The following is a 25,900-nucleotide window of genomic DNA, read 5'->3' as shown; positions in this document are numbered from 1 at the left end:
CTGGCCCTGCGCAACCATTCCTGGCCTGGCCGGCACTCACGTCAACGAACCTTCCCTTGCCGGCGCTTGAAGCATGCTCAATACGCAAGTCAGACATCAGGTTAGCCGATGACATGCATACAGGAGAGCAGTACCACCAATTCATTCTGACCTCGCAGCGAGACCGGGTAGTCCGCGACAGCTTCCAGAAGATGGCGCTGGATTTGCTGCCGGCGGGATCTGACATCCTGGATTTCGGCGCTGGTACGGGTATTGATGCAAAAGCCTATGCCGCCAACGGACACCTGACTTTCGTGTATGAGCCTTCGAAAGCGATGTACGAGTGCCTGGAACAGCACTGCCGCGACGAAATCGCGCGCAAAACCATCGTCCCGGTTGCGCCACCGCTCACCTGCAGGGTGCAGGCAGTGACCGCGAACTTCGCCGTCTTCGATCATTTCGCGGATCACACGCAGCTTTTCGAAGAACTGTCACGCGTGATCTACCAGGGCGGTTTCGTGCTGGCCAGCATGCTCAATCCTTATTACCTCGGTGATGCGCGTTACAGCTGGTGGAGGGCGAATGTGATAAAGCTTATGCGACATGGTCGCTACGCCATCCCAAGCGAAAGCGGCATTCACCGCTTTGCGCCGCATGTCGTCGCGCGAGCGGCAGCACCGTATTTCCGGCTGGAGCGCCTCACTCCGCGTGGTCTCGGATGGGCCACCCATCTTTATATGTTCTTGCTATTGCGGCGGGTTTGAGATGTGGAAGGATTGGATAAGGCCGTTCGTGCGTCCTTTACCGCAATGGTCCACGGTTGCCGTCGATCCTCCGCAGCAGGTCGTCACCGCCACCCTGCGTTGGGACGGTAAGTCGGCCATCGTCACGGCGGACCATACGGTGGCTTCGCTGAATCCACTGGTGATTGCGACCAGCCTTGATGCCGGCCCACGTCCTGTACTTGAGTACAGCGATAGCGCCACAGGACGGCTTCTAGGTGTCTTGCGCCTGGCGCGGCTGGCCCCGGTTACGACCGAACAGGCGTCCATCGTCCTCTACCACGTGGCCGCCGGCGAACACCGCTGCCTCGGCTGGCCGCGGCGCCCGTGGAATGCGTGGCTGCAAAACCGCGTCATGCGCAAGAACCTCGCGTCGAGCCATTTGAATACAACGCCTACCGCGGTACAGCAGCTGATGATTGCCTATCTGTGTCCGCGGCCTGTTGTCCTTGTCTCCGTTGGCGCGCCCGGCCACCCAAATATCTTTCCGATGGACCTGATTGGTCCACTCGAGCGCAGCGGTCTTTTTTCGCTTGCGCTACGCAGCACGAATGTTTCCGTGGCAGACATGCGCGACCTGCGCCGGGTGGTTCTGTCCAACATCCCGGCGCCGATGAAGGCGATCGTTTACAAGCTCGCCGAGCACCACAAGCACGCGCTCCAGGACTGGAGTGCGCTCCCGTTTCCCGTGCGTCCTTCACAGGCGTTTGGGATTCCCGCCGTGGCTGCCGCGCTGCGCATTCAGGAGTTGGCCATTGTGCATAGCCAGGAGATCGGCCTGCACACGTTCTTTCTCTGCCGTGTCGTTTCCAACGAAGCGTTGGCGCAAGGCGCCCAGCTGCATCACACGGGAGGCTTTCATCAGGCCTACCGTAGGCGCCAGGGCATGCCGCTGACGGAGATCTAGCCGCTGAAGTCAGGCGCGAGGAGCAGACGGCGGCGATTTCGACGCGAAGCAATGGGATACTTGCCGAGCAAACGGCAGTTCTTCGCCGAATGGGAGGATGTCACTTGAGCTTTCTAGGTACACAACGAGGGTTACTGCATGAATAAGCGTCTTATGTACTCGCTGGCAACTGGTGCCATGATCGCTGCGATGGCTGCGGCGCCGTCGGCGTTTGCGGCCATAGCTCCAGGCACTACCGCACCTACCTTTACCGCCCAGGCCAGCAAGGCCGGGAAAGACTTCACGCTTTCACTGGCGGATGCCCTCAAGAGCGGACCCGTGATCGTGTACTTCTTCCCGTCGGCCTATACCGGCGGCTGCGATATCGAGGCGCATGCCTTTGCCACCGAGGCGGCGAAGTTCAAGACTGCCGGCGCGACGATCATCGGCGTCTCTGCCGACAGCATTCAGCGACTCAATTCATTCTCGGCCGACCCGAACTACTGCGCTGGCAAGTTTCCGATCGCTTCGGACCCTGACGGCAAGATCGCTGCGTCCTTCGATCTGAAAATGTCGGCAGCCGAGCCGGATGCGAAGGACGTGCGCGGCGAGGTCATCGACCATGGCTTCATCTCGCGTACCACGTTCGTGATCGGGCGCGACGGGAAAGTCGCCGCGGTGTTCTCCTCGGAAGCCGACCATCTTCATCCGCAGGATCATGTAAGCAAGTCACTCGCCATTGTCGAGCAACTTCAGTCCGCCAAGACGCCCTGAGCGGCGCGGATCTCGCGGCGCCTTGCCTGCGGCAGGGACGCCGCCCAAGGCGCAGCGCGCATGCTCACCAGGATCTGAGATGGGCATGCGCGCCTGCGGCACCCGATGGCCCGCTTCGAGTGGTTGGCCAGGGCAACTCGGGGCGAGCTGGGCGCCAGAAAAGAAAAAGGCCCTGAAAGCACGCTGTGTAGCGGTTTTCAGAGCCTTGATTTCTTCGAATTTTGGTCGGGGAGACAGGATTCGAACCTGCGACTTCTACGTCCCGAACGTAGCGCTCTACCAGGCTGAGCTACACCCCGTGGGAGCCGCGTATCTTAATGACCCTGCGCGAGCTTGGCAACAGGGACGCGCAAATTTTCCGACGCTACGTACGGCGGTTGCCCGTGAGGCCTTGCGGCTCGGGCTTCCGGTGGCCTTCTGCTAATCTATGCGGCTACGTCTGACGGTGTTCCGCCAGGCGGTAATTCAACGTCTTTACCATCGCTAAGCAGAGGATTTCATGGCGCTTACCCCGGCCCGCACCATGCCCGGCGTGCTCGAGCTGCTGCCGCTCGACCAGATCGCGTTCCAGCGCATGCTCGACGTGATCCGCCGCAACTATGAGCGCTTTGGCTTCCTGCCGATCGAAACGCCGGTGATGGAATTTTCCGACGTCCTGCTTACCAAGACCGGCGGCGAAACCGAGCGCCAGGTTTATTTCGTGCAATCCACGGGCGCGCTGAATGCCGAGAAGGGCGACGGCGTACCGGAGCTGGCCCTGCGCTTCGACCTGACCGTGCCGCTGGCGCGTTATGTCGCCGAGCACGAGCACGACCTGTCGTTCCCGTTCCGTCGCTACCAGATGCAGCGCGTATACCGTGGCGAGCGCGCCCAGCGCGGCCGCTTTCGCGAGTTCTACCAGTGCGACATCGATGTGATCGGCAAGGACAGCCTGTCGGTGCGTTATGACGCCGAAGTGCCGGCGGTGATCTATAGCGTGTTCCGCGAGCTGAACATCGGCGCGTTCACCATCCAGCTGAACAACCGCAAGTTGATGCGCGGCTTCTTCGAGAGCCTGGGTATCACCGATGGCGAGCAGCAGACGCTGGTGCTACGAGAGGTGGACAAGCTGGACAAGCGCGGCGCCGACTACGTGCGCGACACGCTCACTGGCGAAGCGTTTGCCCTCAGCGCGGAAACGGCGCAGAAGATTCTCGCCTTCGTGCAGACGCGCTCCACCTCGTTGCAGGATGCCTTCGACAAGCTCGACGCGCTGGGCCCTGGCCCGGAAGCGATGGAGCAGGGCCGCGCCGAGCTGAAGGAAGTGCTGGGCATGATCCGCGATTTCGGCGTGCCGGAGTCGCACTACCTGCTGAATCTGTCGATTGCGCGCGGCCTGGACTACTACACCGGCACGGTCTACGAGACCACGCTCAACGATCATCCGCAGATCGGCTCGATCTGCTCCGGTGGTCGCTACGAGAATCTGGCCGGGCAGTACACCAAGTCGCACTTGCCCGGCGTGGGCATTTCCATTGGCCTGACGCGGCTCTATTGGCAGCTGCGCGACGCCGGCCTGGTCGGCACCGCGCAGAGTACGGTCGACGTGCTGGTGACGCAGATGGATCCTGCGCAGCTGCCGGCTTATCTCGCCTTGGCCAGTGAGTTGCGCGGTGCCGGCATCGCCACCGAAGTGGTGCTGGAAGGTGGCAAGCTCGGCAAGCAGTTCAAGTACGCCGATCGCGCGGGCATCCGCTTCGTGATCGTGCTGGGCGAGGATGAGCTGGCCAAGGGCGTGGTGACGGTGAAGGACCTGCGTCGCGAGGATCAGTTCGAAGTGCAGCGCACGGAACTGATCAAGACGCTAAGGGTCGAGCTGGCCCAGGCCGAAGTCGGCGCCTGATGAACCCTTGCCGCGCATCCCCATGCGCGGCAATGAGGAACCTAAAACCTAATCGATGGCCCGTCCGGGCTCGGAGCAAGCATGACCGCAAACACGATACTCCTGGACGGCAATAGCCTGACTCGCGAACAACTGGTCGCCGTGGCCCGCCAGGGCCTGCGTGTGGTGCTGGACGAAGCGCAGCTCGTGCGCGTGCAGCACGCCGCCGATTTCCTGGCCGACAAGGTCAGCTGTGGCGAACCCACTTATGGCGTGACCACCGGCTTCGGCAGCAATGCCGACAAGCTGCTGGGCGCGCATCGGCTGCGTGATGAGCTTCCGGGTGGGCATCCGGACAAGCCCGAAGGCAGCCTGCTTGAGGAGCTGCAGCACAACCTGATCACCACGCACGCCGTATGCGTGGGTAAGCCGTTCGCAGCGGATGTGGTGCGCGCGATGCTGGTCATCCGCATCAATACGCTGATGCGTGGCCACTCGGGTATTCGTGTGGAAACGCTGAAGGCGTTGACCGCGATGCTCAATGCCGACGTGGTGCCGGTGGTGCCGGAGAAGGGTTCCGTGGGCGCCAGTGGCGATCTCGCACCGCTCTCACACCTGGCCATCGTGCTGCTGGGTGGTGGCGAAGCGTTTTACCAGGGCGAGCGCGTGACGGGTGCCGAAGCGCTGAAGCGCGCGGGCCTGTCGCCGATTCGCCTGTCCTTCAAGGAAGGTCTGGCCTTGAATAACGGCACGGCGCAGATGCTCGCGACGGCGACGCTGGCGCTGGATGAGCTGGAACATTTGCTGGATCTTGCCGATCTTGCCGCTGCCATGACGCTGGACGCGTTCGCCGGCCGCAGCGGCGCCTTGCGTCCTGAAGTGCATGCACTTCGTCCGCATCCCGGCCAGGTCGAAACGGCCGCGCATGTGCGCGAACTGCTCGAAGGCAGCACCCTGGTCGACATTCCTTACCATCTGGTGCCGCGCTTCAAGCAGTGGGCCGCCGACGCCTGGGTTGATCCGGCTGATCAGGCGCTCACCTTCGATATCGGTTGGGACTGGGTGCCGGCCAACCAGCGTCACGGTCGCGAGGCGTTCTACTCGCGCTTCCTGCCGTTCAAGGGTGGCAAGAAGCATCAGCCGCAAGACGCTTATTGCCTGCGCTGCATGCCGCAGGTGCATGGCGCCGTGCGCGATGCCTGGGCCCAGGCCTGTCGCGTGATCGATATCGAGCTCAACTCGGTGACCGACAACCCGTTGATCTTCCCGGACGCCGAGGACGCCCAGTTCATCGAAGATCAGGTGATCTCCGCCGGTCATTTCCACGGCATGCCGCTGGCCTTGGCCATGAGTTACGTGAAGGCGGCGATTCCGGTACTCGCTTCGATTGCCGAGCGCCGTCTGAACAAGCTCGTCGATCCGGCCACCAATGACGGCCTGCCGGCGTTTCTTACCGGCAACGAAGATGGCACCGATTCCGGCTTCATGATCGTGCAGTACACCGCCGCCGCGCTGGTGAACGACCTGGCCACCCGCGCGCATCCGGCCAGTGTGTATTCCGTGCCGACCAGTGCGAACGCGGAAGACCATGTGTCGATGGGGGCGAACGAAGCGCGCCACGTGCTGGAGATGATGGAAGATCTCGGCTATGTGATTGCACTGGAACTGTATACCGCTGCGCAGGCGCTGGATTTCCGCCAGGCCATGCTCAACGCGGCACGCAGGCTTGCGGCCCGCGGCGATTGGCAGGCGCTGGCCGGCAAGGTGGCCAATGCACCGCGCGAAGGCCATCCGAACTATGCGCAGTTTGTCACCGAAGTGCAGGAGCTCACCCGCGCGCTGGCCAACGTGGGCGACTTCCACGCCGGTTCGGCCGTGCGTGAGGCGCACGATGCACTGCGTCGCCATATCAGCTTCATGGCGCGCGATCGCGCCATGGACGGCGACGTGCGCACGGTGTGCGAACTGGTGCGCGATCGGGTCTTCGCGCAGCGCTGAGTAGCGGCGCTAGCGGGTAACGCGCAGCAACTGGCGCGTTACCCAGCCCAGCCACAGCAGGATCAGTGCGATCAGCAGCTTCTGCGTCAGGCCGGGCGGCGCGCCCTGCCAAAGAGCCAGCAACCCCATCTGCACGAAGGCCAGCCAGGCCAGCACGATGCCTGCCTGGCTTCCGCGCCGCAGGTGCGGGTCGCGTCGCCAGCGCGATGACAACAACAGCATGCCCATCACTAGGCACAGGAACGTGCTTTGCGCGGCCATGCTGTGGATCAGTCGCGCCTGGCTCTCCTGTGCGCTGTATTCGTAGGTGGCCGTGATGGCCACGGGCGGCAACGTTAAGGCGGCGGCGACAAACAGCGTGCTCGCAAGCCGGCTGCGCGCTCGGGCATCGGTCACGCGATAGCTTGCCCAGGCCAGGCATGCCAGCGCGGCAGCCATCAGGTAATACGCGCAACGCAACCACGCGCCACCATCGCCGATGAGATAGGCGCTCAACGGCATGGCGATCGCATCGAGGTCCGTGCGCATCCACTGCAGGACGCACGCGGTCAACGCGAAGTAGGCGATGGCGATGACGAGCAGGCCGATCGACAGCGACATCATGCGGCTGCGTGGATGGGGCATCGTGAGGCTCGTGCCGTGCTATTTGGCCGGCGCCGCCGGCGCGTGATGATGATCGTGCAGCGGAATTTCCGGCAGCAGCAGGATCACCAGGAAAGCGCAGGCGACGATACAGGTGCCGACGATGAAGGTCGATGCAATCGCATGCCGGTAGACCATCACGGCGGCGGCCTGGAGCTGCGGCGATAGCGCGTCCGCTGGCGCCGCACCGCTTTCGGCGAGCATGGCGGTGGAAGGGGCATGGGCGCCGCCAAAGCTGCGTATCTGCCAGGCCAGGATGGCGCCCGAGCCTGCTACGCCGATAAGGCCGCCGAGCGAGCGGAAGAACGCCAACGTGGCGGTTCCCACGCCGCGATGCATGGGCGACAGCGCGTTTTGCACGGCGATGGTCATGTTGGGCATGACCAGTCCCAGGCCCACGCCAAGCGACAGCATGGCGGGTTCGATAACGACGAGTCCTTGCGACGTGCTTGCGCTCCAGGCAAGAACGCCAAAGGCGATCGTAGCGATGGCCAGGCCGGTCACCTGCGCTGGCTTGTAACGGCCCGAGCGCAGCAGCACACGCCCGTTGAAGAGCGAAGCTGCCGCCATGCCGACCATCAACGGCCCGGTCAGCAGTCCGGAGCGTGCCGGGCTGACGCCCATCACCAATTGGAAGAACAGCGGAAAGAACAGGGTCGCGCCGAGCAAGCCCATGAAAGTCAGGGCCAGCACCGTGCAAGCAATGACGAATAGCCGATTGCGGAACAGGTCGAGTGGCAGCACGGGTTCTGGCACGTGCCTGGTGTGCCGTACGAAGGCCACGCCGAGGAGGGCCACGCAGGCGCTGAGGCCGAGAATGGCCGCCGAATCCCATGCCCATGCCGAGCCACCCAGGGTCAGCACCAGCAGCAGCGCAATCGTGCAGGAGGTCAGCAACACCGATCCAAGATAGTCGATGCGTCGCTTATGCAGGGGGGCGTACTGGCGCAGCGTGCGACCAATCATCAGCAGCGCCACGGCGCCGACTGGCAGGTTGACGTAGAAGATCCAGTGCCAGGACCACAAGTCGGTGATAAGGCCGCCGAGGATCGGGCCGAACACGCTGCAGATGGCGAAGACCGCCGCGATCACACCCTGGCGACGACCGCGCTGTTTCGGCGGCACCATGTCGCCGATGATGATCTGCGCGAGTGGCAGCAAGCCGCCTGCGCCCAGCCCCTGAATCGCCCGGAACACGATCAGTTCGGTGAGGCTCTGCGCGGCACCGCTCAAGGCCGAGCCGAGCAGAAACGTGAGGATGGCCGCAAAGATCATCGGTTTGCGCCCGTACTGATCGCTCAACTTGCCATACAGCGGCATGGTCGCGGTCGAGGCCAGCACGTAGGCGGTCACCACCCAGGACAGATGGCTGATGCCGCCGAGATCCCGGACGATGCGGGGCAGGGCGGTGGCGACGATGCTCTGATCGATCGCGCCAAGCGCCAGCACGATGATCAGGCCGGCAAAGACCTGCCGTATCTCCCGCTCGGAAGGGTGTCCTGCCGCGGTGGCGATGTCTCCCGTCAGCGTGGCGTTGGGGTAAGTCTGTTCCGTCATCAGCCGATCTCGTTCAATGCAGTGATGGCCTGGCGGATCGACTCGCGTGATTCGGGCGATAGCTGGGCAAGGGCGTGGGCGAGGCTGTCGGTACGTCGCTTGCGCATCGCTTCGATCATGGCCTGCCCACTCTCGTTAACCACCAGACCGACGCGACGCTTGTCTCCGGACGACGGAGTGGCGCGCTTGACCAGTCCGGCAGCCTCCATCGACTTGAGATGGCCGCTGATGGTCGGGCTGCGAACGCGTTCCAGGTTCGCCAGTTCACCTACGCCAATGCCGGGGTGGTCGTGTATCGCCACCAGCAGCAGGTTTTGCAGCGGGGAGATGGGGGCGTCGTCCGACGTGCGCCTCAGCAGGCGAATAATCCGGTGAAGCGCCGGCCGTAACTGTTCGGCGAGCGTCGATGCGTCGCTTGGGCCGGATGAGGACGTAGCCATAGCAGCGCCAGAGATAATAAATAGGTAGGTTACCTATCTATTTGGTCCAAGGCAATGCATGAAGGCGAGCGGGGTGGGATCTCAGGCAGGGTGAGGCAGCCTTTCCGATCTCGAAATCCAGCCTGCGTCGGCGGTAGCCGTCACCGGCGTCGCATCGATTTAGGAGACGACATTGAGCACGTTTCCGGCAAACGCCCATTCAAATCCCAGCGGCCAGGACGACAAAGTCGCCAGCACCAGGCTTACGGCTGCTTCTTGGTGCTCTTCCTGGGCTTGGTGCCGGCTTCGCCTGCCGCGATGAGCTGCTGCAGATACTGGATGCCATCCTCTTCAGGAAAGAACGCAACGACATCGGCCACGGACAAGCCATAGCGCTTCTGGATTGCAAGGAATTCGCTCTTTGCGAGGGCGAGGCGTGCGTCGTCCGTGAGCTCTTTCTGGGCCGCCGGCTGCTTGCGGTCCAGTTCGGCGAGTTCTTCCTGGAAGCGCCGAAAAGCGTCTTTGGGGACGGTCATGAGAGGTCTTGGTCCTGACAGGAAGGCGCATTGTCTCACGCCGCCGCGGCTTGTCAGTTTGCTTGGCGCTGAACCGCCTCTCCGAAGAGTCAGGCGCCCAGCGGAATGGCGACTCTTACGCGTAGGCCCTTGCCGAACGGCGAGTCGAGCAGTTCGATGGATGCGTTGTGCATGCCGGCGGCCCGCTGCACGATCGAAAGCCCCAGGCCGTAACCTTCGCCCCGACTCGATGCTTCGCGATGAAATCGCCCGAACACCGCATCCCGGCGTTCGGGCGGAATACCGGGGCCATCGTCGATCACCTCCAGGGTCGCTTCGTGATCGTGTTGCTCGATGGCTAACTGGACCTGGCCTCCGGCCGGCACATGGCGCAGTGCATTCTCCAGCAGGTTGCGCAGCAGAGCGGCGAGTGCCGCATCGTAGCCCTGCACCAGTACGGGCGTGTTCGACCGCGGGAAGCCAAGCTCCACGCCGCTGCCGGCGATCACCTGGGTCAATTCCTCGATCACATCGCCGGCCACTTCCATGAGATCGACGGTGGCGAGTTGGCTGGAAGCGGTACCCGTTTCGAGTTTAGCCAGCGCAAGCAACTGTTCGATGCGGCGCGCCAGCGTGCCCACGCTGTGTTGCGCGCCAGCGAGGCTGTCATGCACTTCGGACAGATCGTTCGTCGCCATGGCGCTCTCCAAATTGAGCATGATCGAGGCCAGCGGCGTGCGTAGCTCATGCGCCACGTCGGCACTGAAACGTCGCTCGCGTTCCAGCGCATCCTCTTGCCGTGCCAGCTGCGCATTGAGGGCGGTGAGTACGGGTTGCAGTTCCTGCGGAGCGTTGTTCAGCGTGATCGGCTCGCGGCTGCCGGGTTCGCGTGACGATAGTGCCGAGGCGAGCGCCACCAGTGGTCGCAAGCCCCGCGCGACGGACCAGCCGATCAGCAACGCGAGCACGGGCAGGCCGAGCAGAAAGGGCAGGCCGTGTTCGAGCCACAGCGTGTTGATGATCTCGAGGCGAGTGTCATAGCGCTCGGCCACACGGATCACCATGTCGTTGGACGTGTCCACGTAGGTGTAGACGCGCCAGATGTGGTGAGCCTTGCGCAGATCCTGGTAAGACGAACGATCCATCGGAGAGGGCGGCAGCGCCAGCAGGTTGGCCGAGCCAAGGACCAGCTTTCCGTGCTGGTCGAAGACCTGGAAACCGACCTCCGACTCCCAGGTGGGAACATCGCCGGCTGCCTGGATCACTTTTTTCTTCTGCACACTCGCCAGTAACCGCTCGTTGCCGACAAGCCCCTGGATGCCGACACGCTGGACCAGCCCGCTGATCGTGTGGGCGGCCTGGGCAAGCCGGCCATCGGACATTTCCTCCAGTTCTGCACTGGTGTGCGAGAAGCTGTAGATGGCCAGGGGAACCCACACGACGAGCAGCATCGCGACGATCATCCAGCGCAGTCGGCCGCGAAGGCTGTTCAAGGTCATTGCGGGTCGCGCGGAATCATGTAGCCAAACGCCCGAACGTTCTGGATCGTTTCGAAGCTCAGCTTGCGTCGCAGAGCGTGCACGAGTACGTCGAGCGCGCCGTCGCCCACGACTTTGTCGTTGCCATAGAGCGAGTTTTCGAGCGCGTCCCGGCGCACAAGGCGGCCAGCGCGTTCCATCAAGGCCTGGAGCAAGGAGAATTCACGGCGGGTGAGCTCGACGCGCTTGCCCCGAAACGTTACTTCGGACGTTCCAAGGTCCAGGCAGAGTGCACCCACTTCGATCCTGTTCACCGCGAGACCCTGTACGCGGCGCGTCAGCGAACGGATGCGCGCACCCAGCTCATCCAGGTGAAACGGCTTGGTGAGGTAATCATCCGCTCCGGCGTCCAGGCCTTGTACACGGGCCTGCACGGCATCACGCGCGGTCAGTATCAGCACCGGCGTATTGATCTTGTTCTGGCGAGTCTCGCGCAGGACAGCGAGGCCATCCTTGCCGGGAAGCCCCAGATCCAGCAGCACCAGATCGGCGGATTCATCACGCAGGGCGGCCGTGGCCTGGCTGCCATCGAGCAGCCACGTCACGGTATACGAGAGACGTTCGAGCGCTCGCCGAATGGCGGCGCCCAACGACTGATCGTCCTCAACCAGAATGATGTGCACGTGTCCCCCGTCAATGATGCGATTACGAAGCTCGCCGAAGGCATGGCGCTTCGCCTGCGCTTATTGTCTTGCAGGTTTGTGACAGGAGCGGGAAAACCGACATTACCAGGCGAATGCAAGAGCTTGCGACCGTGGCGAGTCTGCTTTCGGCGTCCGCCGCGGTCTGACAGCCCGGATTCGCGCCGAGGTGCTCAGGGATACCTCGAAGAGCCGTCCCATTACCCGTCATTCCCGCGAAAGCGGGAATCCAGCGCCTTTGTGTTCTGTGCGTTGAAAGTCACTGGATTCCCGCTTTCGCGGGAATGACGGTTCCTTTTCGAGGCCCTCTCAGTGGCCGGTCTGGCTGGCCGCCGCTGGCGTCTTCTGCTTGACCAGCCCCGCCGCACGAAGCTCTTCCGCTGCAGCCGCCAGGTCGCTCTGCATGGTGGGCGAGCTCAACATGGCGCTGGCCAGCGCCTGGCCGAACATGCGACCGCCGTAGATGTCCTGCAAGGTGTGGACGCCCTTGACGACGCGCCGCCAGCCAATGTCCTGGGCGTGCTGCCTGAGTGCGTCGGCATCCTGCGGAAACAGCTGCGTCAGCAGAATGGCGTCGACCGTCGCGCGGCTCGAATGTCCGCTCGGATAGCCGTAGCTCTTCTTCTTCGCCTGCTCCGGGTCCTTCGCACAGGCCGAGCCGGGCGGGCAGGGGCGCAATCGCTTCCAATGGTTCTTGGACGCATCGACGGCGTCTTTCGTTTCGAGCTCGGCCTCCTTGAACAGCGCGGCCACGTGCGGGAGCTTGTCGGCTCGGAAATCCGGACCGATGACGACAGCAAACGCAAACGCGTCGAACTTTTCTTCCTGTAGGGCCGCATCGAAGTCCGCCGCGGAACGATGGGCGAACGCTTCATCGGTAGCCGCGCGATCGGCTCGATCCTCGGCGCTGCCCGGCGTGCTGGGTGGCGGCAGTGCGGCCATCACGTTGTTGACCTGCGCGTTGCTCAGGTAGGTGCCGGCGGCGTGGGCGCTGCCGGCGAGGCACGTGCCGGCCAGCAGCAGGAAGCAAGCCAGGAGGCGAGAGCGTGGAGTGTGTTTCATGACGGGATCACCACGCTCGATCAGAGGGCTGCAGAGACGGACAGGAACCAGCTGCGACCCGGCAGCACGTAATACGAGCCCGTGCTGCCGCTGACCGAGTTGATCACCAGGTCGTGCGCATCGAACAGGTTGTCCATCTGCAGTCGGATCTTGTAGCTCTTGATCGCCGCATTCGTCAGGTTCTGGCCGTAACCGATGCTCATCGCCGCCTGCCAGTACCCGCCGGTCGCCACCGTCGATGTCACCGACGAAGCCACATCGGGATTGAAGTTGGAGTTGTAGGCCTTCTGCCCGCCGGTGTACTTGTCGTACAGCGAAGCGAAGAAGCCCGAGTTCTCGTACATCACGCCGAGCGCAGCGGTGCGGTTGGGGACGTTAGGGATATCGAGCTGCGAGCCCTTGAAGGTAGCGTCCTGCAGGGAGCCGTTGGCGAACACGCTGGTGCCATGGCCCACGAAATACGTCATCTCGCCTTCGATGCCCTTGATGTATGCACCCCTGGCCAGGTAGTACACCGCGTCCGTGGTGCCCGGGATGGTGGTCGAGAAGGCGTAGTTCTTGAAGTTGATGTAATAGAGGTCGGCGTCGGCATTGAAGCGGTCGGTCTTGTAGACCGTGCCGAACTGGTAGTTCATCGTCTGCTCGGGTGCCGGGTTGTTCAGCGCAGGATTGGGTACGTAGAACTCGTTGAGATTGGGCGTCAGGAAGCCCTGCGCCGCCGTCGCGTAGATGCTCCAGTCATCGCGCAACAGGTAGTTGGCCGTGAGGTAGCCCAGCGTCTTGCGCCAGGTCTGGCTGTAGTACAGCGGCGTCTTGGTGGTCTGGTTGATCGGCGCCTCGATATCGCGGCTGACCTGCAGATACTTCACGCCCGGAGTCACGCTCAGGCCGTCGGTCGCGTACCACTCGTACTCCGCATAGAGCTGGCTGGTGTGCAGCTGGTCTTCCATGGTGTATTTGTAGGGGCCGCTATACACGCCCTGAGCGTTGAAGCTGCCCTGCAACGGCTGGCCAGCCTTCACATCGACCGCGCCACCACGGCCGTAGTCGATGGCCACGCTGCTGCGATCATTGTTGGTGTACTCGTACCAGCCACCGGTGCGGAACTGCCCGATGTCGTCGGTGTGCGCCACCTGAAGCGTATTGCCCCAGGCGCGGTAGTCGTTGATCTTGATGTAGCCGCCGATGTTGGTCTTCGACGCCTTGGTGCCCACGTACGGGCTTTCATGGCTGGTGTTGTCGTAGGCGTAGGTATAGAGCTTGTTGTCCAGCGACCAAGTGTCCGACAGCTGGCTATGCACGCCGATGTATTCCAGGTCGGTCTGCTTGGTTTGGTAGTTGTAGCAGGCGCAGTTAAGACTGGTCGGGTCGTTGTCCAAGCCGAAGTTGCGGCCGAGCTGAGCGATCTGCTGCAGGGTCAGCGAACTCAGGTTGGGGTTGTTGAAGTTGATGTAGTTGTAGTTGCTGACAAAGGTCAGTTCGGTGCTGCTGCCGATCGGCTGCACGTACTTGACATAGCCGGTCTTGCGCGTGGTGTCGCCATTGGTCTTGGCGGTATCCGTGCTGAGATACTGGCCCATCAGGATGAACTTGCCGCCGTTGAGGTCGTCGAGGCGTCCGGAGTCGATCTCGAGGTTCGTCAGCCGCGTGTCATAACTGCCCATGCTCAGGGTGGGAATGAACGCGAAGCTGTCGAGAGCGTCTTTCGAGCTCAACGCGATCGTACCGCCAAAGGTAGCTTCGCCGATCGTGCTGGCATTGCCCGGGCCGCGATCGACGACGATCTGGCCGATCATCTTGGCCGGGAAGTAGCTGCTGGTGTGGTGGCTGAAATCGTTGGTGTCGCCAAACGGAATTCCGTCATAGGTGACGTTGTACTGGTTGTCGTTGAAGCCGCGCAGAGTCGTCTGCTTGGATTCGCCGAGGCCTGGACCGGCCGGGCTCACATTGGTCACGCCCGGCGCAATGGACGCAATGTTTGCGTAGTCGGCCGTCGGCGCGACGTGGTTGCTGATCCAGTCGAGGCCGATCACCGTCTGCGGCTGCGTGATGTTCAGGTCCGCCTGGGTCGGCGTCTGCGTCAGCGCGGAATTGTTCGTGGTGCCTTGTACCTCGACCTCTTCCAGCTGCTTGGGCGGCTTGGCAGTCTGCCTGGTCGACGCCGCGTCGGCGGTGTTGTCGTCCGTGGCGTGGGCATACGTGCTCAGGCACAGGCCCGCGGCCATCATCAGGCAAAACGGGGCATGCCATTGACGAATGCCCCGAACGATCGGGCGAAGAACAAGGGAATCGGCGGACGCGCGCTTGCTGCTGAATCGGCTGAGCATGATGGCCTACGTAGTGGGTTCAATAGCCCGCTAGCGTGAAAGGCCCGTTTGACAGTTCTGTTGCGCGCGGGTGATGCAACCCGACCGAACACTTAGGCTTGTCTTAGGCGCGTCCCATATCGATGGAAGACCGTGCTCGAAGCGCGTCAGGCACGGCACTGCCTGCATTGCGCCTGGCTATGGGCGATGACTCGCAACGTCGTCCTGGCGGGCGGCGCTCAACAACGGCGTCACGACTCTGTCGAGCCGGTCCTGCGTCCATGCGGGCTGTTCGTCCTTCCAGCCGTTATCGATGAGTTGCCCGTTGCGGTCGATGGTAAAGCTCACCGGCAAGTGCCAGATGCGGCCGTAACCGGGCACGTGGGGATCGCCCAGCAACCCGACCGGGAAACTCAGCGTGTTTGCCACCGTTTTCACCTGGTCGAGCTGGTCGGGCGAATCGAGACTGAAGCCGAGCACGACCAGGCCCTGGTCCGCGTGCTCCTGCACGTAGCGCGAAAGCAACGGCAGCTCCTCGCGGCAAGGCTCGCACCAGGTGGCCCAGAACGTCACGATCACCACTTTGCCGCGCAGATCGCGCAAGTCGATCTGCTTCCCGTCCAGGGCTTTCAAGGCAATCGGTGGGGCTGCCTTGCCCACCACCAGGTCGTTGGCGAGCAGGGGCTGTGCAAGCGTGGCCAGCAACAGACTGGCGAATAGGTGGCGCAGATAGTTAGCCATGGCGTGGAATGTAAAAGAAGGAATGGAAGTGCCTCGTGAAGCGTTGCGGAAAAATCGCGGCAACGCCACCCGAGGCGTGTCGGTGATTCGGGCTCAGAGTTTCATGCTGATGCCCACCGTACCGGTCCAGCGCGGAAACAGCTGGTAGCCCTGCAAATGACTGTAAACGGGCACCTGCACGAAGGCATAAACCTGCAGGTTCTCGCTCAGGCTGCCGCTGATGCCCGGGCTAAGGTAAGCCACCGTTCCCTCGGTGTCGGGCCGGTCGGCCAGGGCGCCCTGGTCCGCGCTCTTGTGGAACCAGTTGATCTGCACCTGGGGTACCCAGTTGGCATGGGCTTCGTAACGCAGCCCAAGGCTGACGGAGGCGAGATTGCCGGGGCGGAAATCGGCGCCGGGTGCATTCAGATTCTGCTTGATCGCCGCCTGGAATTGTCCGTTGATGAAGGCGTCGAAGTTCTGGCTCACCGGCTGGAAGTAGTACGCACCCGCGATCAGGTCCGTGCTGCCGGTGCCAGCCTGCAGGCTGGTATCCAGCGACTGCCCAAGATTCGGACCCGAGTTGAACGTGGAGGGGTGGCCCACGAAATTACCATCATCGGTCTGGCCGCCGTAATGGCCGGTCGGCAGCTTGATGCCGAATTGCACGCCGAAGTTGTGCGTGGGCAGGAAGCCTTGATAGCTGGCAAGCACCTTGGCGTCCCCGATCCCAGCTACGTGCGAATTGCTGATCTGGTCGGGCGCGATGGCGGCAGGTGTATAGGGCTGCAGCTGGGTGCCGTACGTGGAGTGATCGCGTATGACATAAGGCAACACAAACGTCATGCCCCAGTCCGCGTCGAAGCGATAAGTGGCGGAAACGTTGTAGTAGCGGTTGATCGTGCGCTTTTCGATTTCCCCACCGCCCAGCGAGGCATCGGAGGGTTGGTTCACCACTTGCTCCGGCGTTGCCCTGCTGCCGCCGCTGCGCAGCTCGTCCTGATCGATATAGGTGTAATCCACGTTGATGCGCCAACCAGACACGGTGGAGTACCCCGTGGCCGCATCCGTGCTCAGCGTGCACCCGCAGGTAGCACACGCATGGGCTGCCTGGGGGAGCATGCCCATGGCCAAGATGCCGGCTATCGCAGCCAGCGGCCGGGCCGTGAGGCGCAGCTTGTGTGCTCGCGTGCAAAACGCGCGGCATCGAGAATCAGAGACTCGCCCTGGAGATTGCATGGGAGACGTGCTTGTCGAATTCATGGTGCGCATGAATGAAATTCCATGGGCAGGTTGCGACCATCGCGGCCGCTCACGCTGCGGTGTTGTATGCGTACAAGCGAGGTGCGTGGCAAGCGGCTTTCGGCAACGCGGCACGGCACCCACACCGGGGTGATCGCTCGAGAGAGAAGTAGACGGCGGCAGCCATCAGGCCGCTGCAAAGTCTGCTGGCAGTTAGCCGATCAACGGCGGTCCGCGGGGAGGGGCGCTCAGAATCGGCGACGCGTAGGCGTCATCCGCCCTGGCCAGCACAGGAACGCTTGGGCTGGGAGCAACCGGGAGCAGATGCAACACCTTGCCAGAGGCGAGGAGCGCGTTGTGGTTAAGCAGGACGCAGTAGCCGCAACGTTCCGTGGAGTCGGCGGGGCTGTCGGGCAATGCCGGGTGCTTGGCTTCCGTTAGATGGAAGGGGCAGGCGTCGTCGATGCCCGGCATCGGGCCCGTCGTCGGCAAGCTGCGTGAAATGGCCGGCATCACGACAATAAGCATCATGGCCAGCATTGCTAGCCATGCTACGAATTGACGAGGGGCCTTTCGTTGAAGCACCGGAATTTCCAGGGCGCACGCGCGTAATCAGTGGCGTAATTTAGCACGAGTAAGGTGGCCACATCCTTGGTGAGACAACGCGTCACGCACCGCAAGTCAGGCCAGGAGGCGTCGGGCCCGCATCTTGCAATCGATACGGGCACCGCGCTCGAGCGGCACTCACTTCAATGGGACGGAGGCGAGCAACTCTGAAAGGCCGAGCCATAACAGTTGAACGCCGATGCAGAAGATCACAAAGGCGAACAGCCTCATGGCGACCTGGGTGCCAACGGTGCCAAGCAGCCGTTCCAGATCCCCCGCAAAGCGCACGCAGGTATAGATGCTTGCGCAAAGGATGATGAGTGCTGCGCCCACCCCCAGGAAGTGGCCCGCCGAAGGTCCTTCTTGAGGTGAGCCCGTGCCAAGTGCAATGGCCACGGCGATGGAGCCCGGACCCACAGTGAGCGGAAGCGTCAAGGGGTAGAACGCTTTGGAGGCCAGCGAGCCATCGCTTTTTCGTGCCTTCAGCGCCTGCGTTTCGTCGTCGCTGTCCGCGTCATCCGGTTTTTGCAGCAGGTTCCAGCCGGCGATGCCGATGACCAGGCCGCCCGCCACCCGCAGCACCGGAATGGAAATGCCGAAGAAGGACAGCACGTAGGCACCGATCAGCAGCGAGCCTAACAAGATGGCGAAGCTGTTGGCGGTGATGCGCCAGGCGAGCTCGGCCCGGTCAGCCGGCGTCGCGTGCGGCATCAGGCTCAACACGATGAGTGCCGATGCAGGTGGGTTGATGATCGGGAATAGACCCGTGACGAGCAGCAGGACGGTCTGGCTGAATTCTTTCAGCATGGCGAATGGCCCTCGGCAAAGACGCTCGAACGCAACTCTCAATGTTCGCAAAGATATCGCGTAGCCGGAAACCAGCGCTACTCCCATCACTCCGACGGGCGGACGATGGGGACATTCGGCAGCAGTTACCCCCGAAACATGGCTTGGCGGTCCCTTGGCGCGCAAGACCAGGGGCAATGTTGCTTCCGGGACAGCTCGGACACTGATACGCTGGCTTTTCTCTGTTGAGCGAGCTAAACCGCAATGGGTCAGTTTTCGCAAATCAACGCCGTGATCGAGGCCTATACCGACTGGGCCCGGCCATGGATGTTCTACGACAGTTTGGTCTCGATCGAGCGACTTGCGGAAGACGAGCGTTCCCTGATTACCGCCATCTGGTCGGAAGGCTGCAATGAGCGTCACTGGTCGGATGGATCCGTGCCGGAAGGGTCGGCTGCCGCAGAACTTGCTCTGGAACAGTCTTTTCCTGCGCTCTCGGCTAAGGCGCGCAGTCGCGTTGTGCGGGCAGCCGCTTATCAGTGGAAATGACCTGACCTCACTGTCTACACGGGCCTAAAGAGGCCGGGTTTCGCGCGCCTTCACGCAGATCCCGCGTGTTCCTATGGGCCGGGACTTCCGTGCGCCCAACACCCTAGCCTGAATCGTCTCAGGGAGTAGGTTTTGACGCGCCTTGCTGCGGCGCGCCAAACTGCGTATGATGCGCTCCACTGTATTAACGCATTAGTACATTATGAAGCGTCGATCGATCGATCCCGAAACCCCGGCCGAGTCCGCCGAGCTCAGCTTGTGCGAGGCATTGCTGTCGCTGAAGAATGCCGAAGAGATGTCCGCGTTCCTGCACGACCTGTGCACGCCGGCCGAGCTCGAGGTGATGATCGACCGCTGGCGCGTCGTGCCGTACTTGCTCGACGGCGTCTCCTATCGCGAGATTCACGAGCGCACGGCCGTGAGCATCACCACCATCGGCCGCGTGGCGCGCTATCTCAATCAGGGTAGTGGCGGTTATCTCGCCGCAGGCGCCCGTGCCGCCCGTCGTCGGGCGGCCAGCAAGAAGGCAAAAGCATGAAACCGCGGGACAGATTGCGTATCGCGATGCAGAAGTCCGGCCGGCTCACCGAGCCTGCGCTGGACCTGCTCAATCGCTGTGGCCTGACGTTTCGCCAAAGCCGGGACAAGCTGTTCTGCTTCGGCGAAGGCGAGCCGGTCGATCTGTTGCTGGTACGCGACGACGATATTCCGGGGCTGATCGCGCAGGGCGTATGCGATCTGGGCATCGTTGGGCGCAACGTACTCGGCGAATACCAGCTCACGGCCGGCCGCGAGGGCCCCGCCTTGTCCGAATGGCGCCCGCTTGGCTTCGGGCGCTGCCGTTTGTCCATTGCGGTGCCACAAGAGCTCGACTACCACGATGCTGCTCAATTGAACGGCCAACGCATCGCCACTTCCTATCCCGGCCTGCTGGGTGAGTGGTTGCGCACGCGCGGGGTGCAGGCGGGCGTGGTCACCTTGGCCGGATCAGTGGAGATTGCACCACGCCTGGGCACGGCCGATGCCATCTGCGACCTGGTGCAAAGCGGCGGCACCCTGGTCGCCAATCAATTGCGTGAGGCCGAGGTGCTGCTGGAAAGCGAAGCCGTGCTGGCTGGCCCGCAAACGCTACCGGCCGATGAGCGCGGCGACTTGATCGAGTTGCTGCTCAAGCGGTTGGACGGCGTGATCCAGGTGCGCGAGTCGCGCCTGCTCCTGCTGCAGACCTCGCGCGGGGCGCTCGATGCCGTTATCCGCCTGTTGCCCGGTGGTCCGCAGCCAACGCTGCTGCCGGTGGCCGGCCAGCCCGACCAGCTCATGCTGCAGGCGCTGTGTGCTGGCGAGGTGAGTTGGCGGCAGCTGGAAGAAATCAAGAAGGCGGGGGCACGCGAAATGTTCGTGCTGCCCGTCGAGAAGATGCTTGCGTGATGCGGGCGGAAGCGAGAGGTACGAAAGCATGAACCGCCTGGACTGGAATGCCCTGGATGAGACGGGCCAGCGCGCAGCGTTGGACCGGCCAGCGCAATCGCGCGCAGACAGCCTGCGTAGCGGCGTCGAACAAATCATTGCGCGCGTGCGTGCCGATGGCGACAACGCGCTGCGCGAACTCAGCGCCCGCTTTGACCGCTGCGCGCTCGTGGCCATCGATGTCACGGAAGAGGAATTTCGCACAGCCGAAGCAAAGCTGGCACCCGAACTGAAAGCCGCCATCGACGAGGCGGCAGCACGTATCGAGGCGTTCCATCGCGCAGCGGCGCCTACGCCCGTCGCGCTGGATACGGCGACTGGCGTGCGCGTGGAGCGCGTGCTGCGCCCTGTCGGGCGAGTCGGACTGTATGTGCCGGCAGGTAGCGCGCCACTGCCTTCCACGGCGCTGATGTTGAGCGTTCCGGCGCGCATTGCCGGTTGCCGCGAGGTCGTATTGTGTTCGCCGGCTCGCGCCGATGGTTGTTGCGATGAGGCCGTGCTTTACGCGGCGCGGAGCAACGGTGTCCACAAGGTGTTCAAGCTGGGTGGTGCGCAAGCCATCGCTGCCATGGCCTATGGCACCGAGTCAGTGCCCCGGTGCGACAAGATTTTCGGTCCAGGTAATGCCTGGGTCACCGAAGCGAAGTTGCAGGTGTCCGCCGATCCGGACGGTGCTGCCATCGATATGCCGGCCGGTCCGTCGGAGGTCCTGGTGATTGCGGATGCCGAGGCCAATCCGGCTTTTGTGGCAGCCGATCTGCTGTCGCAGGCCGAACATGGCCCCGACTCCCAGGTGATCCTGTTGAGTCCGTCGGCGGCGATGCTCGATGCGGTCGAGGCGGAGGTGGCGCGTCAATGTGAGGCGCTGCCGCGCGCGGAGATCGCCGCGCAGGCGCTTGCGCAGAGCCGGCTTATCGCCGTGGCTTCGCTGGCGCAGGCCATCGACGTGAGCAATCGCTATGCGCCCGAACATCTGATCCTGCAGGTGAGCAACGCGCGCGAACTGCTCGATGGCATCGAAAGCGCCGGCTCGGTTTTCCTGGGCGCATGGACGCCCGAATCGCTGGGCGACTACTGCAGCGGCAGCAATCACGTACTGCCGACCTATGGTTACGCGCGTAGCTATAGCGGTGTGTCCGTAGCCAGTTACCAGAAACAGATCACGGTGCAGGAAGTGTCCCCGGAGGGGCTGCGTGCGATCGGACCCTGTGCCGCCACGCTGGCTGCCGCCGAACAACTGGAGGCACACCGCAGGGCAGTGACCTTACGCCTGGCAGCGCTGGAGGAGGCGGCATGAGCGTGCTCGACCTGGCGCGCCCCGAGATCCGCGCCATGCAGCCGTACTCGTCTGCGCGCATGGAAGCCAGCGGCGGCAAGATCATGCTCAATGCCAACGAGTCGGCCTGGGCGCCACCGGGGGACCATGGCTTGGGCTGCAATCGCTATCCGGATCCGCAACCACAGGCCTTGCTCGATGCCCTGGCCGCGCTCTATGGCCTGCGTTCCAGCCAGGTGCTGGTGGGACGCGGCAGCGATGAAGCCATCGACTTGCTGGTGCGTGCATTCTGCCGCGCGGGCCAGGATGCCATCGCCATCCAACCACCCACGTTCGGAATGTATGCGGTGTGCGCGCGCATCCAGAATGCGGCGGTGGTCGAAGTGCCCTTGAGCCCGTCGTTCGCGATCGATGTGGATGTGCTGCTTGCTGCGTTGCCCCCCGCCGTCAAGCTGGTGTTCGTCTGTACGCCCAACAATCCCACCGGACAGCTGGTGGCACAGGCTGAGGTAGTGCGCCTCGCGCAGGCGCTCGCCGGTCGCGCGCTGCTGGTGGTCGACGAGGCTTATATCGAGTTCGCGGACGCCGCGAGCGTGGCGAGCCTGATCAATCGTTTCGACAATCTCGCCGTGTTGCGCACGCTGTCCAAGGCCTGGGCGCTGGCCGGCGCGCGCATCGGCAGCCTGCTGGCGAACGAAGAGGTGATCGGGCTGCTACGCCGCATCATTCCGCCGTATCCATTGCCACTTCCCTGCGTGGACCTCGCGCTGCAAGCGCTTTCCGAGCGCGGTCAGGCGATGGCCGGCGAACATATCCAGGTCGTGCGACAGCAGCGTCAGCGCATGGCGGCGGCGCTGGCCGCGCTACCCGGTGTGCGCCAGGTATTGCCGTCCCAGGCCAATTTCCTCGCCGTGCGCTTCGACGATGCCGCTGCGGCACACGAGCGCCTGCTGCGCGACGGCATCGTGGTGCGCGACGTGCGCCGTTATCCCCAGCTGGGCGATGCGCTGCGCATCACCATCGGTACGCCGGAAGAGAACGACAGGGTTCTTACTGTGCTGCAGGAAGTATTTGCATGAGCCGAAAGATTCTCTTTATTGACCGCGACGGTTGCCTGATCGAGGAGCCTGACGACTTCCAGATCGACAGCTATGAGAAGTTTGCCCTGCTGCCCGGTGTTATTGCGGCCTTGCAGCGCTGCGTGGCGGCAGGCTATGAGCTGGTGATGGTGACCAATCAGGACGGCCTGGGTACCGGCAGTTTTCCTGAGGCGGATTTCATCGGGCCGCACGAATTGCTCATGCGCATACTGGAATCCCAGGGCATCCGCGTTCGTGAAGTGCTGATCGACCGTAGCTTCCTGCACGAGCGCAAGGACACCCGCAAGCCGGGTATCGGCATGCTGCGTCACTACCTGGCCGACGACGGCTGGAGTCGTGCCGCCTCCGCCATGGTCGGCGATCGCGACACCGACCTGCAGTTTGCCGCCAACATGGGCGTGCGCGGCTTCAAGGTGGGGGCGCACGGCTCGAGCTGGGACGAGATCGTGCACCAGCTGCTCGATGCACCGCGCATGTCGACGGTTGAGCGCAATACACGCGAAACGCGCATTACCGTGAGCGTGAACCTGGACAAGCCTGCCGAGCCCCAGATCCATACCGGTCTTGGCTTCTTCGATCACATGCTGGAGCAGATCGGCAAGCACGGCGGTTTCGCGCTGGCGCTACGCTGCGACGGCGATACCCAGATCGATGAGCACCACACCATCGAGGACTGTGGCCTGGCGCTTGGTCAGGCGTTGAAGCAGGCGCTAGGCGACAAGCGTGGCATCGGGCGTTATGGCTTCGAGCCGGAAGACCTGCCTCGGCAAGAAACCGCGGCGCAAGCCCAAGCGGATTTCACCTTGCCGATGGACGAAGCGCAGGCCAGCGCTGCGCTGGATCTTTCCGGGCGCCCGTACTTCGTGTTCGACGGGGCGTTTCCGCGTGAGCGTGTGGGTGACGTGCCGACCGAACTGGTCCCGCACTTCTTCCGCTCGCTGAGCGAAACCTTGGGCGCCAACCTGCATCTGAAAGTGCGGGGCGACAATGCACACCATATGGTCGAGGCCTGTTTCAAGGTGGTGGCGCGCACATTGCGACAGGCCATCCGGCGCGAGGGCAACGAGTTGCCGAGCACCAAGGGTGCGCTGTAATGAGCGTGGTCCTGGTCGATGCCGGCGGTACCAATATCGGTTCGGTACGCTATGCCCTGCAACGATTGGGCGTTGATGCGGCGCTGACCTCGGACGCTGCTGCGATTCGCGCCGCCGACAAGGTGATCCTCCCCGGCGTCGGCGCGGCGGGGCCGGGTATGGCCCGTTTGCGCGAGCTTGGCCTGGTCGAGCTGATGCGCTCGCTCACCCAACCGGTATTGGGCGTGTGCCTGGGCATGCAGTTGCTGTGCGAAAGTTCGGAAGAGGGCGATGTCGACTGTCTGGGCGTGGTGCCGGCCACGGTACGCCGCTTTGTCGAACAACCCGGATTGCGGGTGCCGCACATGGGCTGGAATCGCTTGCATCGCCAGCGTGAACATTCCTTGCTGGCGGGCCTTGGTGAGCAGGATTGGGCCTATTTCGTGCACAGCTACGCCGTGCCCCATGGGGACTACACGCTCGCGACCACCGACTACGGTGGCGAATTCGCCTCGGTGATCGTACGCGGCAATTTTCACGGTATGCAATTCCACCCGGAGCGTTCGGCCAAGGTCGGCGCACGCTTGCTAAAGAACTTCCTCGAACTATGACCTTTACCGTCATTCCGGCGATCGACCTGCGCAGCGGTTCTGTCGTGCGACTGAAGCAGGGCGATTACGCCCAGCAGACCACCTACGACTTCGATCCACGTGCGCTGGCGCGCAGCTATGTCGAGGCTGGTGCGCCATGGTTGCATCTGGTGGACCTGGACGGAGCACGCGGCGGTAGCTTGGACAATCTGTCGGTGATCGAGGCGATTGCCGGCACCGGGATGCGTGTGCAGGCCGGTGGCGGCGTGCGTGGCGAAGCGGATGTACAGCGTCTGTTCGATGCGGGCGTATCGCGTGTGGTACTGGGCAGCCTGGCGATACGCGAGCCGGAACGGGTCGCCGGTTGGCTCACGTCCTACGGCGCTGAGCGGTTCACGCTGGCCCTCGACACGCTGCAACAAGATGGCGCATGGACACTGCCGAGCGCGGGCTGGACCGAAACGGAGTCGCGCACGCTCGACGACCTTGCGCCGTGGTATGCCGCGCATGGTGCGAAGCATCTGTTGTGCACCGATATTCAGCGCGACGGCATGCTGGGCGGCTTCAATCTCGATCTTTATCGCTACCTTGCCATCGCCGTGCCATCGCTCGCCGTGCAGGCATCGGGCGGCGTTCGTTCGCTCGAGGATATTCGCGCAGCGCGCGAGGCGGGAGCGCGCGGCGTGATCCTTGGTCGGGCCTTGTTGGAAGGCCGTTTTTCTGTCGCCGAGGCACTGGCATGCTGAGTCGCCGCATCATTCCCTGCCTCGACGTACGCGAGGGCAAGGTCGTGAAGGGGGTTCGCTTTCGCGATCATGTGGTGATGGGCGAGATCGTTGATCTGGCCCTGCGTTATCGCGACGAAGGCGCCGACGAGCTGGTGTTCTACGACATCACGGCCAGTCCCGAAGGGCGCAGCGTCGATCGCGGTTGGGTCGAGCGTGTGGCGCGGCAAGTCGACATACCGTTCTGCGTGGCGGGCGGTATCCGCAGCGCGGAGGATGCGCGTGCGGTGCTGCACGCGGGTGCCGACAAGATCTCGGTGAATTCGCCAGCGCTCGAGCATCCACAATTGATCGATGAGCTTGCCGCCGCCTTCGGCGTGCAATGCGTCGTCGTCGGTATCGATAGTTTGCGCGATGCGGATGGCGAATGGCGGGTACGCCAGTACACCGGCGATCCGTCCAGGACCCGGGCGCTCGCCCGCCGCACCTTGGACTGGGTCAGCGAAGCGCAGCAACGGGGGGCAGGCGAAATCGTGCTCAATTGCATGGGCAGTGACGGCGTCCGTCAGGGCTACGATCTGGAACAGCTCGCGGCCATTCGCGCGATCTGCCGGGTACCCTTGATCGCTTCTGGCGGCGCGGGTGCGCCCGAGCACTTCCGTGACGCCTTCGAGCAGGCCGATGTCGACGGTGCGCTGGCCGCCAGCGTATTTCACGCGGGCACCATTGCCATACCTACGCTCAAGCAATGGCTGGCCGGGCAGGGTGTCGTAGTCAGAATCTAGGAGCGGGCAGGCGAGCTGGGC

Annotated in this window: 26 protein-coding genes and 1 tRNA gene; 14 read left to right on the top strand and 13 right to left on the bottom strand. The window is 63.3% G+C overall.

Annotated features, from left to right (window positions below):
- The first annotated feature begins 56 nt into the window (after positions 1 to 56).
- The 3 genes from OUZ30_RS12165 to OUZ30_RS12155 all read left to right on the top strand — a co-directional run bounded on the left by OUZ30_RS12165 (position 57) and on the right by OUZ30_RS12155 (position 2,421).
- Positions 57 to 743 (top strand): class I SAM-dependent methyltransferase, encoded by a 687-nt coding sequence (locus tag OUZ30_RS12165; protein ID WP_266182578.1) that lies wholly within the window; start codon positions 57 to 59, stop codon positions 741 to 743.
- A 28-nt stretch (positions 744 to 771) separates the two neighbouring features.
- Positions 772 to 1,668, top strand: coding sequence for a flavin reductase (locus OUZ30_RS12160; protein ID WP_266182577.1), 897 nt, complete (start codon positions 772 to 774; stop codon positions 1,666 to 1,668).
- A gap of 138 nt (positions 1,669 to 1,806) precedes the next feature.
- A complete protein-coding gene (locus OUZ30_RS12155; protein WP_266182576.1) occupies positions 1,807 to 2,421 on the top strand; it encodes a peroxiredoxin in 615 nt (204 codons plus the stop codon).
- A gap of 222 nt (positions 2,422 to 2,643) precedes the next feature.
- On the opposite strand, the gene OUZ30_RS12150 is transcribed toward OUZ30_RS12155, so the two are convergent.
- Positions 2,644 to 2,720: transfer RNA gene (locus tag OUZ30_RS12150), tRNA-Pro, on the bottom strand.
- 200 nt (positions 2,721 to 2,920) lie between these two features.
- Between OUZ30_RS12150 and hisS the strand changes: the two genes are divergently transcribed.
- Positions 2,921 to 4,303, top strand: coding sequence for a histidine--tRNA ligase (gene hisS / locus OUZ30_RS12145; protein ID WP_266182575.1), 1,383 nt, complete (start codon positions 2,921 to 2,923; stop codon positions 4,301 to 4,303).
- 81 nt (positions 4,304 to 4,384) lie between these two features.
- Entirely contained in the window at positions 4,385 to 6,280 is a 1,896-nt protein-coding gene (locus OUZ30_RS12140; RefSeq protein WP_266182574.1) for an HAL/PAL/TAL family ammonia-lyase, read from the top strand.
- A gap of 9 nt (positions 6,281 to 6,289) precedes the next feature.
- Here the strand turns inward: OUZ30_RS12140 and OUZ30_RS12135 are convergent, their stop codons facing one another.
- From OUZ30_RS12135 to OUZ30_RS12080, 12 genes are all read right to left on the bottom strand, one after another.
- A complete protein-coding gene (locus OUZ30_RS12135) occupies positions 6,290 to 6,904 on the bottom strand; it encodes a DUF998 domain-containing protein (protein ID WP_266182573.1) in 615 nt (204 codons plus the stop codon).
- Between the two features lie 18 nt (positions 6,905 to 6,922).
- Positions 6,923 to 8,479 carry an MDR family MFS transporter gene (locus OUZ30_RS12130; protein ID WP_266182572.1) on the bottom strand — a complete coding sequence of 519 codons (1,557 nt, stop codon included), beginning with the start codon at positions 8,477 to 8,479 and terminating at the stop codon, positions 6,923 to 6,925.
- Entirely contained in the window at positions 8,479 to 8,919 is a 441-nt protein-coding gene (locus tag OUZ30_RS12125) for a MarR family winged helix-turn-helix transcriptional regulator (protein WP_266182571.1), read from the bottom strand. Before OUZ30_RS12125 ends, OUZ30_RS12130 begins: the two co-directional genes overlap by 1 nt.
- Before the next feature lie 242 nt (positions 8,920 to 9,161).
- On the bottom strand, positions 9,162 to 9,434 hold the full coding sequence (locus OUZ30_RS12120) for a 2-hydroxyacyl-CoA dehydratase (RefSeq protein ID WP_266182570.1): 273 nt from the start codon (positions 9,432 to 9,434) through the stop codon (positions 9,162 to 9,164).
- A gap of 89 nt (positions 9,435 to 9,523) precedes the next feature.
- Positions 9,524 to 10,912, bottom strand: a complete 1,389-nt coding sequence (locus OUZ30_RS12115; protein WP_266182569.1) for a sensor histidine kinase — start codon at positions 10,910 to 10,912, stop codon at positions 9,524 to 9,526.
- Complete coding sequence (locus OUZ30_RS12110; RefSeq protein WP_266182568.1) at positions 10,909 to 11,574, bottom strand: response regulator; 666 nt, start codon at positions 11,572 to 11,574, stop codon at positions 10,909 to 10,911. Before OUZ30_RS12110 ends, OUZ30_RS12115 begins: the two co-directional genes overlap by 4 nt.
- Before the next feature lie 327 nt (positions 11,575 to 11,901).
- On the bottom strand, positions 11,902 to 12,654 hold the full coding sequence (locus OUZ30_RS12105) for a phosphatase PAP2 family protein (RefSeq protein ID WP_266182567.1): 753 nt from the start codon (positions 12,652 to 12,654) through the stop codon (positions 11,902 to 11,904).
- A 20-nt stretch (positions 12,655 to 12,674) separates the two neighbouring features.
- On the bottom strand, positions 12,675 to 14,981 hold the full coding sequence (locus tag OUZ30_RS12100; protein WP_266182566.1) for a TonB-dependent receptor: 2,307 nt from the start codon (positions 14,979 to 14,981) through the stop codon (positions 12,675 to 12,677).
- 177 nt (positions 14,982 to 15,158) lie between these two features.
- Positions 15,159 to 15,701, bottom strand: a complete 543-nt coding sequence (locus OUZ30_RS12095; RefSeq protein ID WP_266182565.1) for a TlpA disulfide reductase family protein — start codon at positions 15,699 to 15,701, stop codon at positions 15,159 to 15,161.
- A gap of 93 nt (positions 15,702 to 15,794) precedes the next feature.
- The gene (locus OUZ30_RS12090; RefSeq protein ID WP_266182564.1) at positions 15,795 to 16,724 is read right to left on the bottom strand and encodes a transporter; all 930 of its coding nucleotides are present in this window, start codon (positions 16,722 to 16,724) and stop codon (positions 15,795 to 15,797) included.
- Between the two features lie 411 nt (positions 16,725 to 17,135).
- Positions 17,136 to 17,462, bottom strand: a complete 327-nt coding sequence (locus OUZ30_RS12085) for a DUF2946 family protein (RefSeq protein WP_266182563.1) — start codon at positions 17,460 to 17,462, stop codon at positions 17,136 to 17,138.
- Between the two features lie 204 nt (positions 17,463 to 17,666).
- A complete protein-coding gene (locus tag OUZ30_RS12080) occupies positions 17,667 to 18,335 on the bottom strand; it encodes a MarC family protein (protein ID WP_266182562.1) in 669 nt (222 codons plus the stop codon).
- A 243-nt stretch (positions 18,336 to 18,578) separates the two neighbouring features.
- Here OUZ30_RS12080 and OUZ30_RS12075 point away from each other — a divergent pair, with 243 nt between their 5' ends.
- The 9 genes from OUZ30_RS12075 (at position 18,579) to hisF (ending at position 25,879) form a co-directional block, all read left to right on the top strand.
- A complete protein-coding gene (locus OUZ30_RS12075; protein WP_266182561.1) occupies positions 18,579 to 18,863 on the top strand; it encodes a hypothetical protein in 285 nt (94 codons plus the stop codon).
- Positions 18,864 to 19,065: 202 nt separating this feature from the next.
- A complete protein-coding gene (locus OUZ30_RS12070; protein ID WP_266182560.1) occupies positions 19,066 to 19,401 on the top strand; it encodes a YerC/YecD family TrpR-related protein in 336 nt (111 codons plus the stop codon).
- Entirely contained in the window at positions 19,398 to 20,291 is an 894-nt protein-coding gene (gene hisG / locus OUZ30_RS12065; RefSeq protein ID WP_266182559.1) for an ATP phosphoribosyltransferase, read from the top strand. Before OUZ30_RS12070 ends, hisG begins: the two co-directional genes overlap by 4 nt.
- Before the next feature lie 28 nt (positions 20,292 to 20,319).
- The gene (gene hisD, locus OUZ30_RS12060) at positions 20,320 to 21,627 is read left to right on the top strand and encodes a histidinol dehydrogenase (RefSeq protein ID WP_266182558.1); all 1,308 of its coding nucleotides are present in this window, start codon (positions 20,320 to 20,322) and stop codon (positions 21,625 to 21,627) included.
- Entirely contained in the window at positions 21,624 to 22,685 is a 1,062-nt protein-coding gene (gene hisC, locus OUZ30_RS12055; RefSeq protein WP_266182557.1) for a histidinol-phosphate transaminase, read from the top strand. Before hisD ends, hisC begins: the two co-directional genes overlap by 4 nt.
- Positions 22,682 to 23,800, top strand: a complete 1,119-nt coding sequence (gene hisB, locus OUZ30_RS12050) for a bifunctional histidinol-phosphatase/imidazoleglycerol-phosphate dehydratase HisB (protein ID WP_266182556.1) — start codon at positions 22,682 to 22,684, stop codon at positions 23,798 to 23,800. The genes hisC and hisB overlap by 4 nt, the downstream gene beginning before the upstream one ends.
- On the top strand, positions 23,800 to 24,390 hold the full coding sequence (hisH, locus tag OUZ30_RS12045; RefSeq protein ID WP_266182555.1) for an imidazole glycerol phosphate synthase subunit HisH: 591 nt from the start codon (positions 23,800 to 23,802) through the stop codon (positions 24,388 to 24,390). Before hisB ends, hisH begins: the two co-directional genes overlap by 1 nt.
- Entirely contained in the window at positions 24,387 to 25,115 is a 729-nt protein-coding gene (gene hisA, locus OUZ30_RS12040; protein ID WP_266182554.1) for a 1-(5-phosphoribosyl)-5-[(5-phosphoribosylamino)methylideneamino]imidazole-4-carboxamide isomerase, read from the top strand. The genes hisH and hisA overlap by 4 nt, the downstream gene beginning before the upstream one ends.
- On the top strand, positions 25,109 to 25,879 hold the full coding sequence (gene hisF, locus OUZ30_RS12035; RefSeq protein ID WP_266182553.1) for an imidazole glycerol phosphate synthase subunit HisF: 771 nt from the start codon (positions 25,109 to 25,111) through the stop codon (positions 25,877 to 25,879). Before hisA ends, hisF begins: the two co-directional genes overlap by 7 nt.
- Positions 25,880 to 25,900: the final 21 nt, after the last annotated feature.

This window comes from Dyella humicola (assembly GCF_026283945.1).
GTDB lineage: Bacteria > Pseudomonadota > Gammaproteobacteria > Xanthomonadales > Rhodanobacteraceae > Dyella > Dyella humicola.
Note: the sequence above shows the minus strand (reverse complement) of the source record. Positions and strands in the feature narration are given on the sequence as shown.

What these genes read in the sequence shown, in the direction of transcription:
- OUZ30_RS12155 (WP_266182576.1), top strand. Translation starts at nt 1,807, where the DNA reads ATGAATAAGCGTCTTATGTACTCGCTGGCAACTGGTGCCATGATCGCT.
- hisS (WP_266182575.1), top strand. Translation starts at nt 2,921, where the DNA reads ATGGCGCTTACCCCGGCCCGCACCATGCCCGGCGTGCTCGAGCTGCTG.
- OUZ30_RS12140 (WP_266182574.1), top strand. Translation starts at nt 4,385, where the DNA reads ATGACCGCAAACACGATACTCCTGGACGGCAATAGCCTGACTCGCGAA.
- OUZ30_RS12135 (WP_266182573.1), bottom strand. Translation starts at nt 6,904, where the DNA reads ATGCCCCATCCACGCAGCCGCATGATGTCGCTGTCGATCGGCCTGCTC.
- OUZ30_RS12130 (WP_266182572.1), bottom strand. Translation starts at nt 8,479, where the DNA reads ATGACGGAACAGACTTACCCCAACGCCACGCTGACGGGAGACATCGCC.
- OUZ30_RS12125 (WP_266182571.1), bottom strand. Translation starts at nt 8,919, where the DNA reads ATGGCTACGTCCTCATCCGGCCCAAGCGACGCATCGACGCTCGCCGAA.
- OUZ30_RS12120 (WP_266182570.1), bottom strand. Translation starts at nt 9,434, where the DNA reads ATGACCGTCCCCAAAGACGCTTTTCGGCGCTTCCAGGAAGAACTCGCC.
- OUZ30_RS12115 (WP_266182569.1), bottom strand. Translation starts at nt 10,912, where the DNA reads ATGACCTTGAACAGCCTTCGCGGCCGACTGCGCTGGATGATCGTCGCG.
- OUZ30_RS12105 (WP_266182567.1), bottom strand. Translation starts at nt 12,654, where the DNA reads ATGAAACACACTCCACGCTCTCGCCTCCTGGCTTGCTTCCTGCTGCTG.
- OUZ30_RS12100 (WP_266182566.1), bottom strand. Translation starts at nt 14,981, where the DNA reads ATGCTCAGCCGATTCAGCAGCAAGCGCGCGTCCGCCGATTCCCTTGTT.
- OUZ30_RS12095 (WP_266182565.1), bottom strand. Translation starts at nt 15,701, where the DNA reads ATGGCTAACTATCTGCGCCACCTATTCGCCAGTCTGTTGCTGGCCACG.
- OUZ30_RS12085 (WP_266182563.1), bottom strand. Translation starts at nt 17,462, where the DNA reads ATGCTGGCCATGATGCTTATTGTCGTGATGCCGGCCATTTCACGCAGC.
- OUZ30_RS12080 (WP_266182562.1), bottom strand. Translation starts at nt 18,335, where the DNA reads ATGCTGAAAGAATTCAGCCAGACCGTCCTGCTGCTCGTCACGGGTCTA.
- OUZ30_RS12075 (WP_266182561.1), top strand. Translation starts at nt 18,579, where the DNA reads ATGGGTCAGTTTTCGCAAATCAACGCCGTGATCGAGGCCTATACCGAC.
- OUZ30_RS12070 (WP_266182560.1), top strand. Translation starts at nt 19,066, where the DNA reads ATGAAGCGTCGATCGATCGATCCCGAAACCCCGGCCGAGTCCGCCGAG.
- hisG (WP_266182559.1), top strand. Translation starts at nt 19,398, where the DNA reads ATGAAACCGCGGGACAGATTGCGTATCGCGATGCAGAAGTCCGGCCGG.
- hisD (WP_266182558.1), top strand. Translation starts at nt 20,320, where the DNA reads ATGAACCGCCTGGACTGGAATGCCCTGGATGAGACGGGCCAGCGCGCA.
- hisC (WP_266182557.1), top strand. Translation starts at nt 21,624, where the DNA reads ATGAGCGTGCTCGACCTGGCGCGCCCCGAGATCCGCGCCATGCAGCCG.
- hisB (WP_266182556.1), top strand. Translation starts at nt 22,682, where the DNA reads ATGAGCCGAAAGATTCTCTTTATTGACCGCGACGGTTGCCTGATCGAG.
- hisH (WP_266182555.1), top strand. Translation starts at nt 23,800, where the DNA reads ATGAGCGTGGTCCTGGTCGATGCCGGCGGTACCAATATCGGTTCGGTA.
- hisA (WP_266182554.1), top strand. Translation starts at nt 24,387, where the DNA reads ATGACCTTTACCGTCATTCCGGCGATCGACCTGCGCAGCGGTTCTGTC.
- hisF (WP_266182553.1), top strand. Translation starts at nt 25,109, where the DNA reads ATGCTGAGTCGCCGCATCATTCCCTGCCTCGACGTACGCGAGGGCAAG.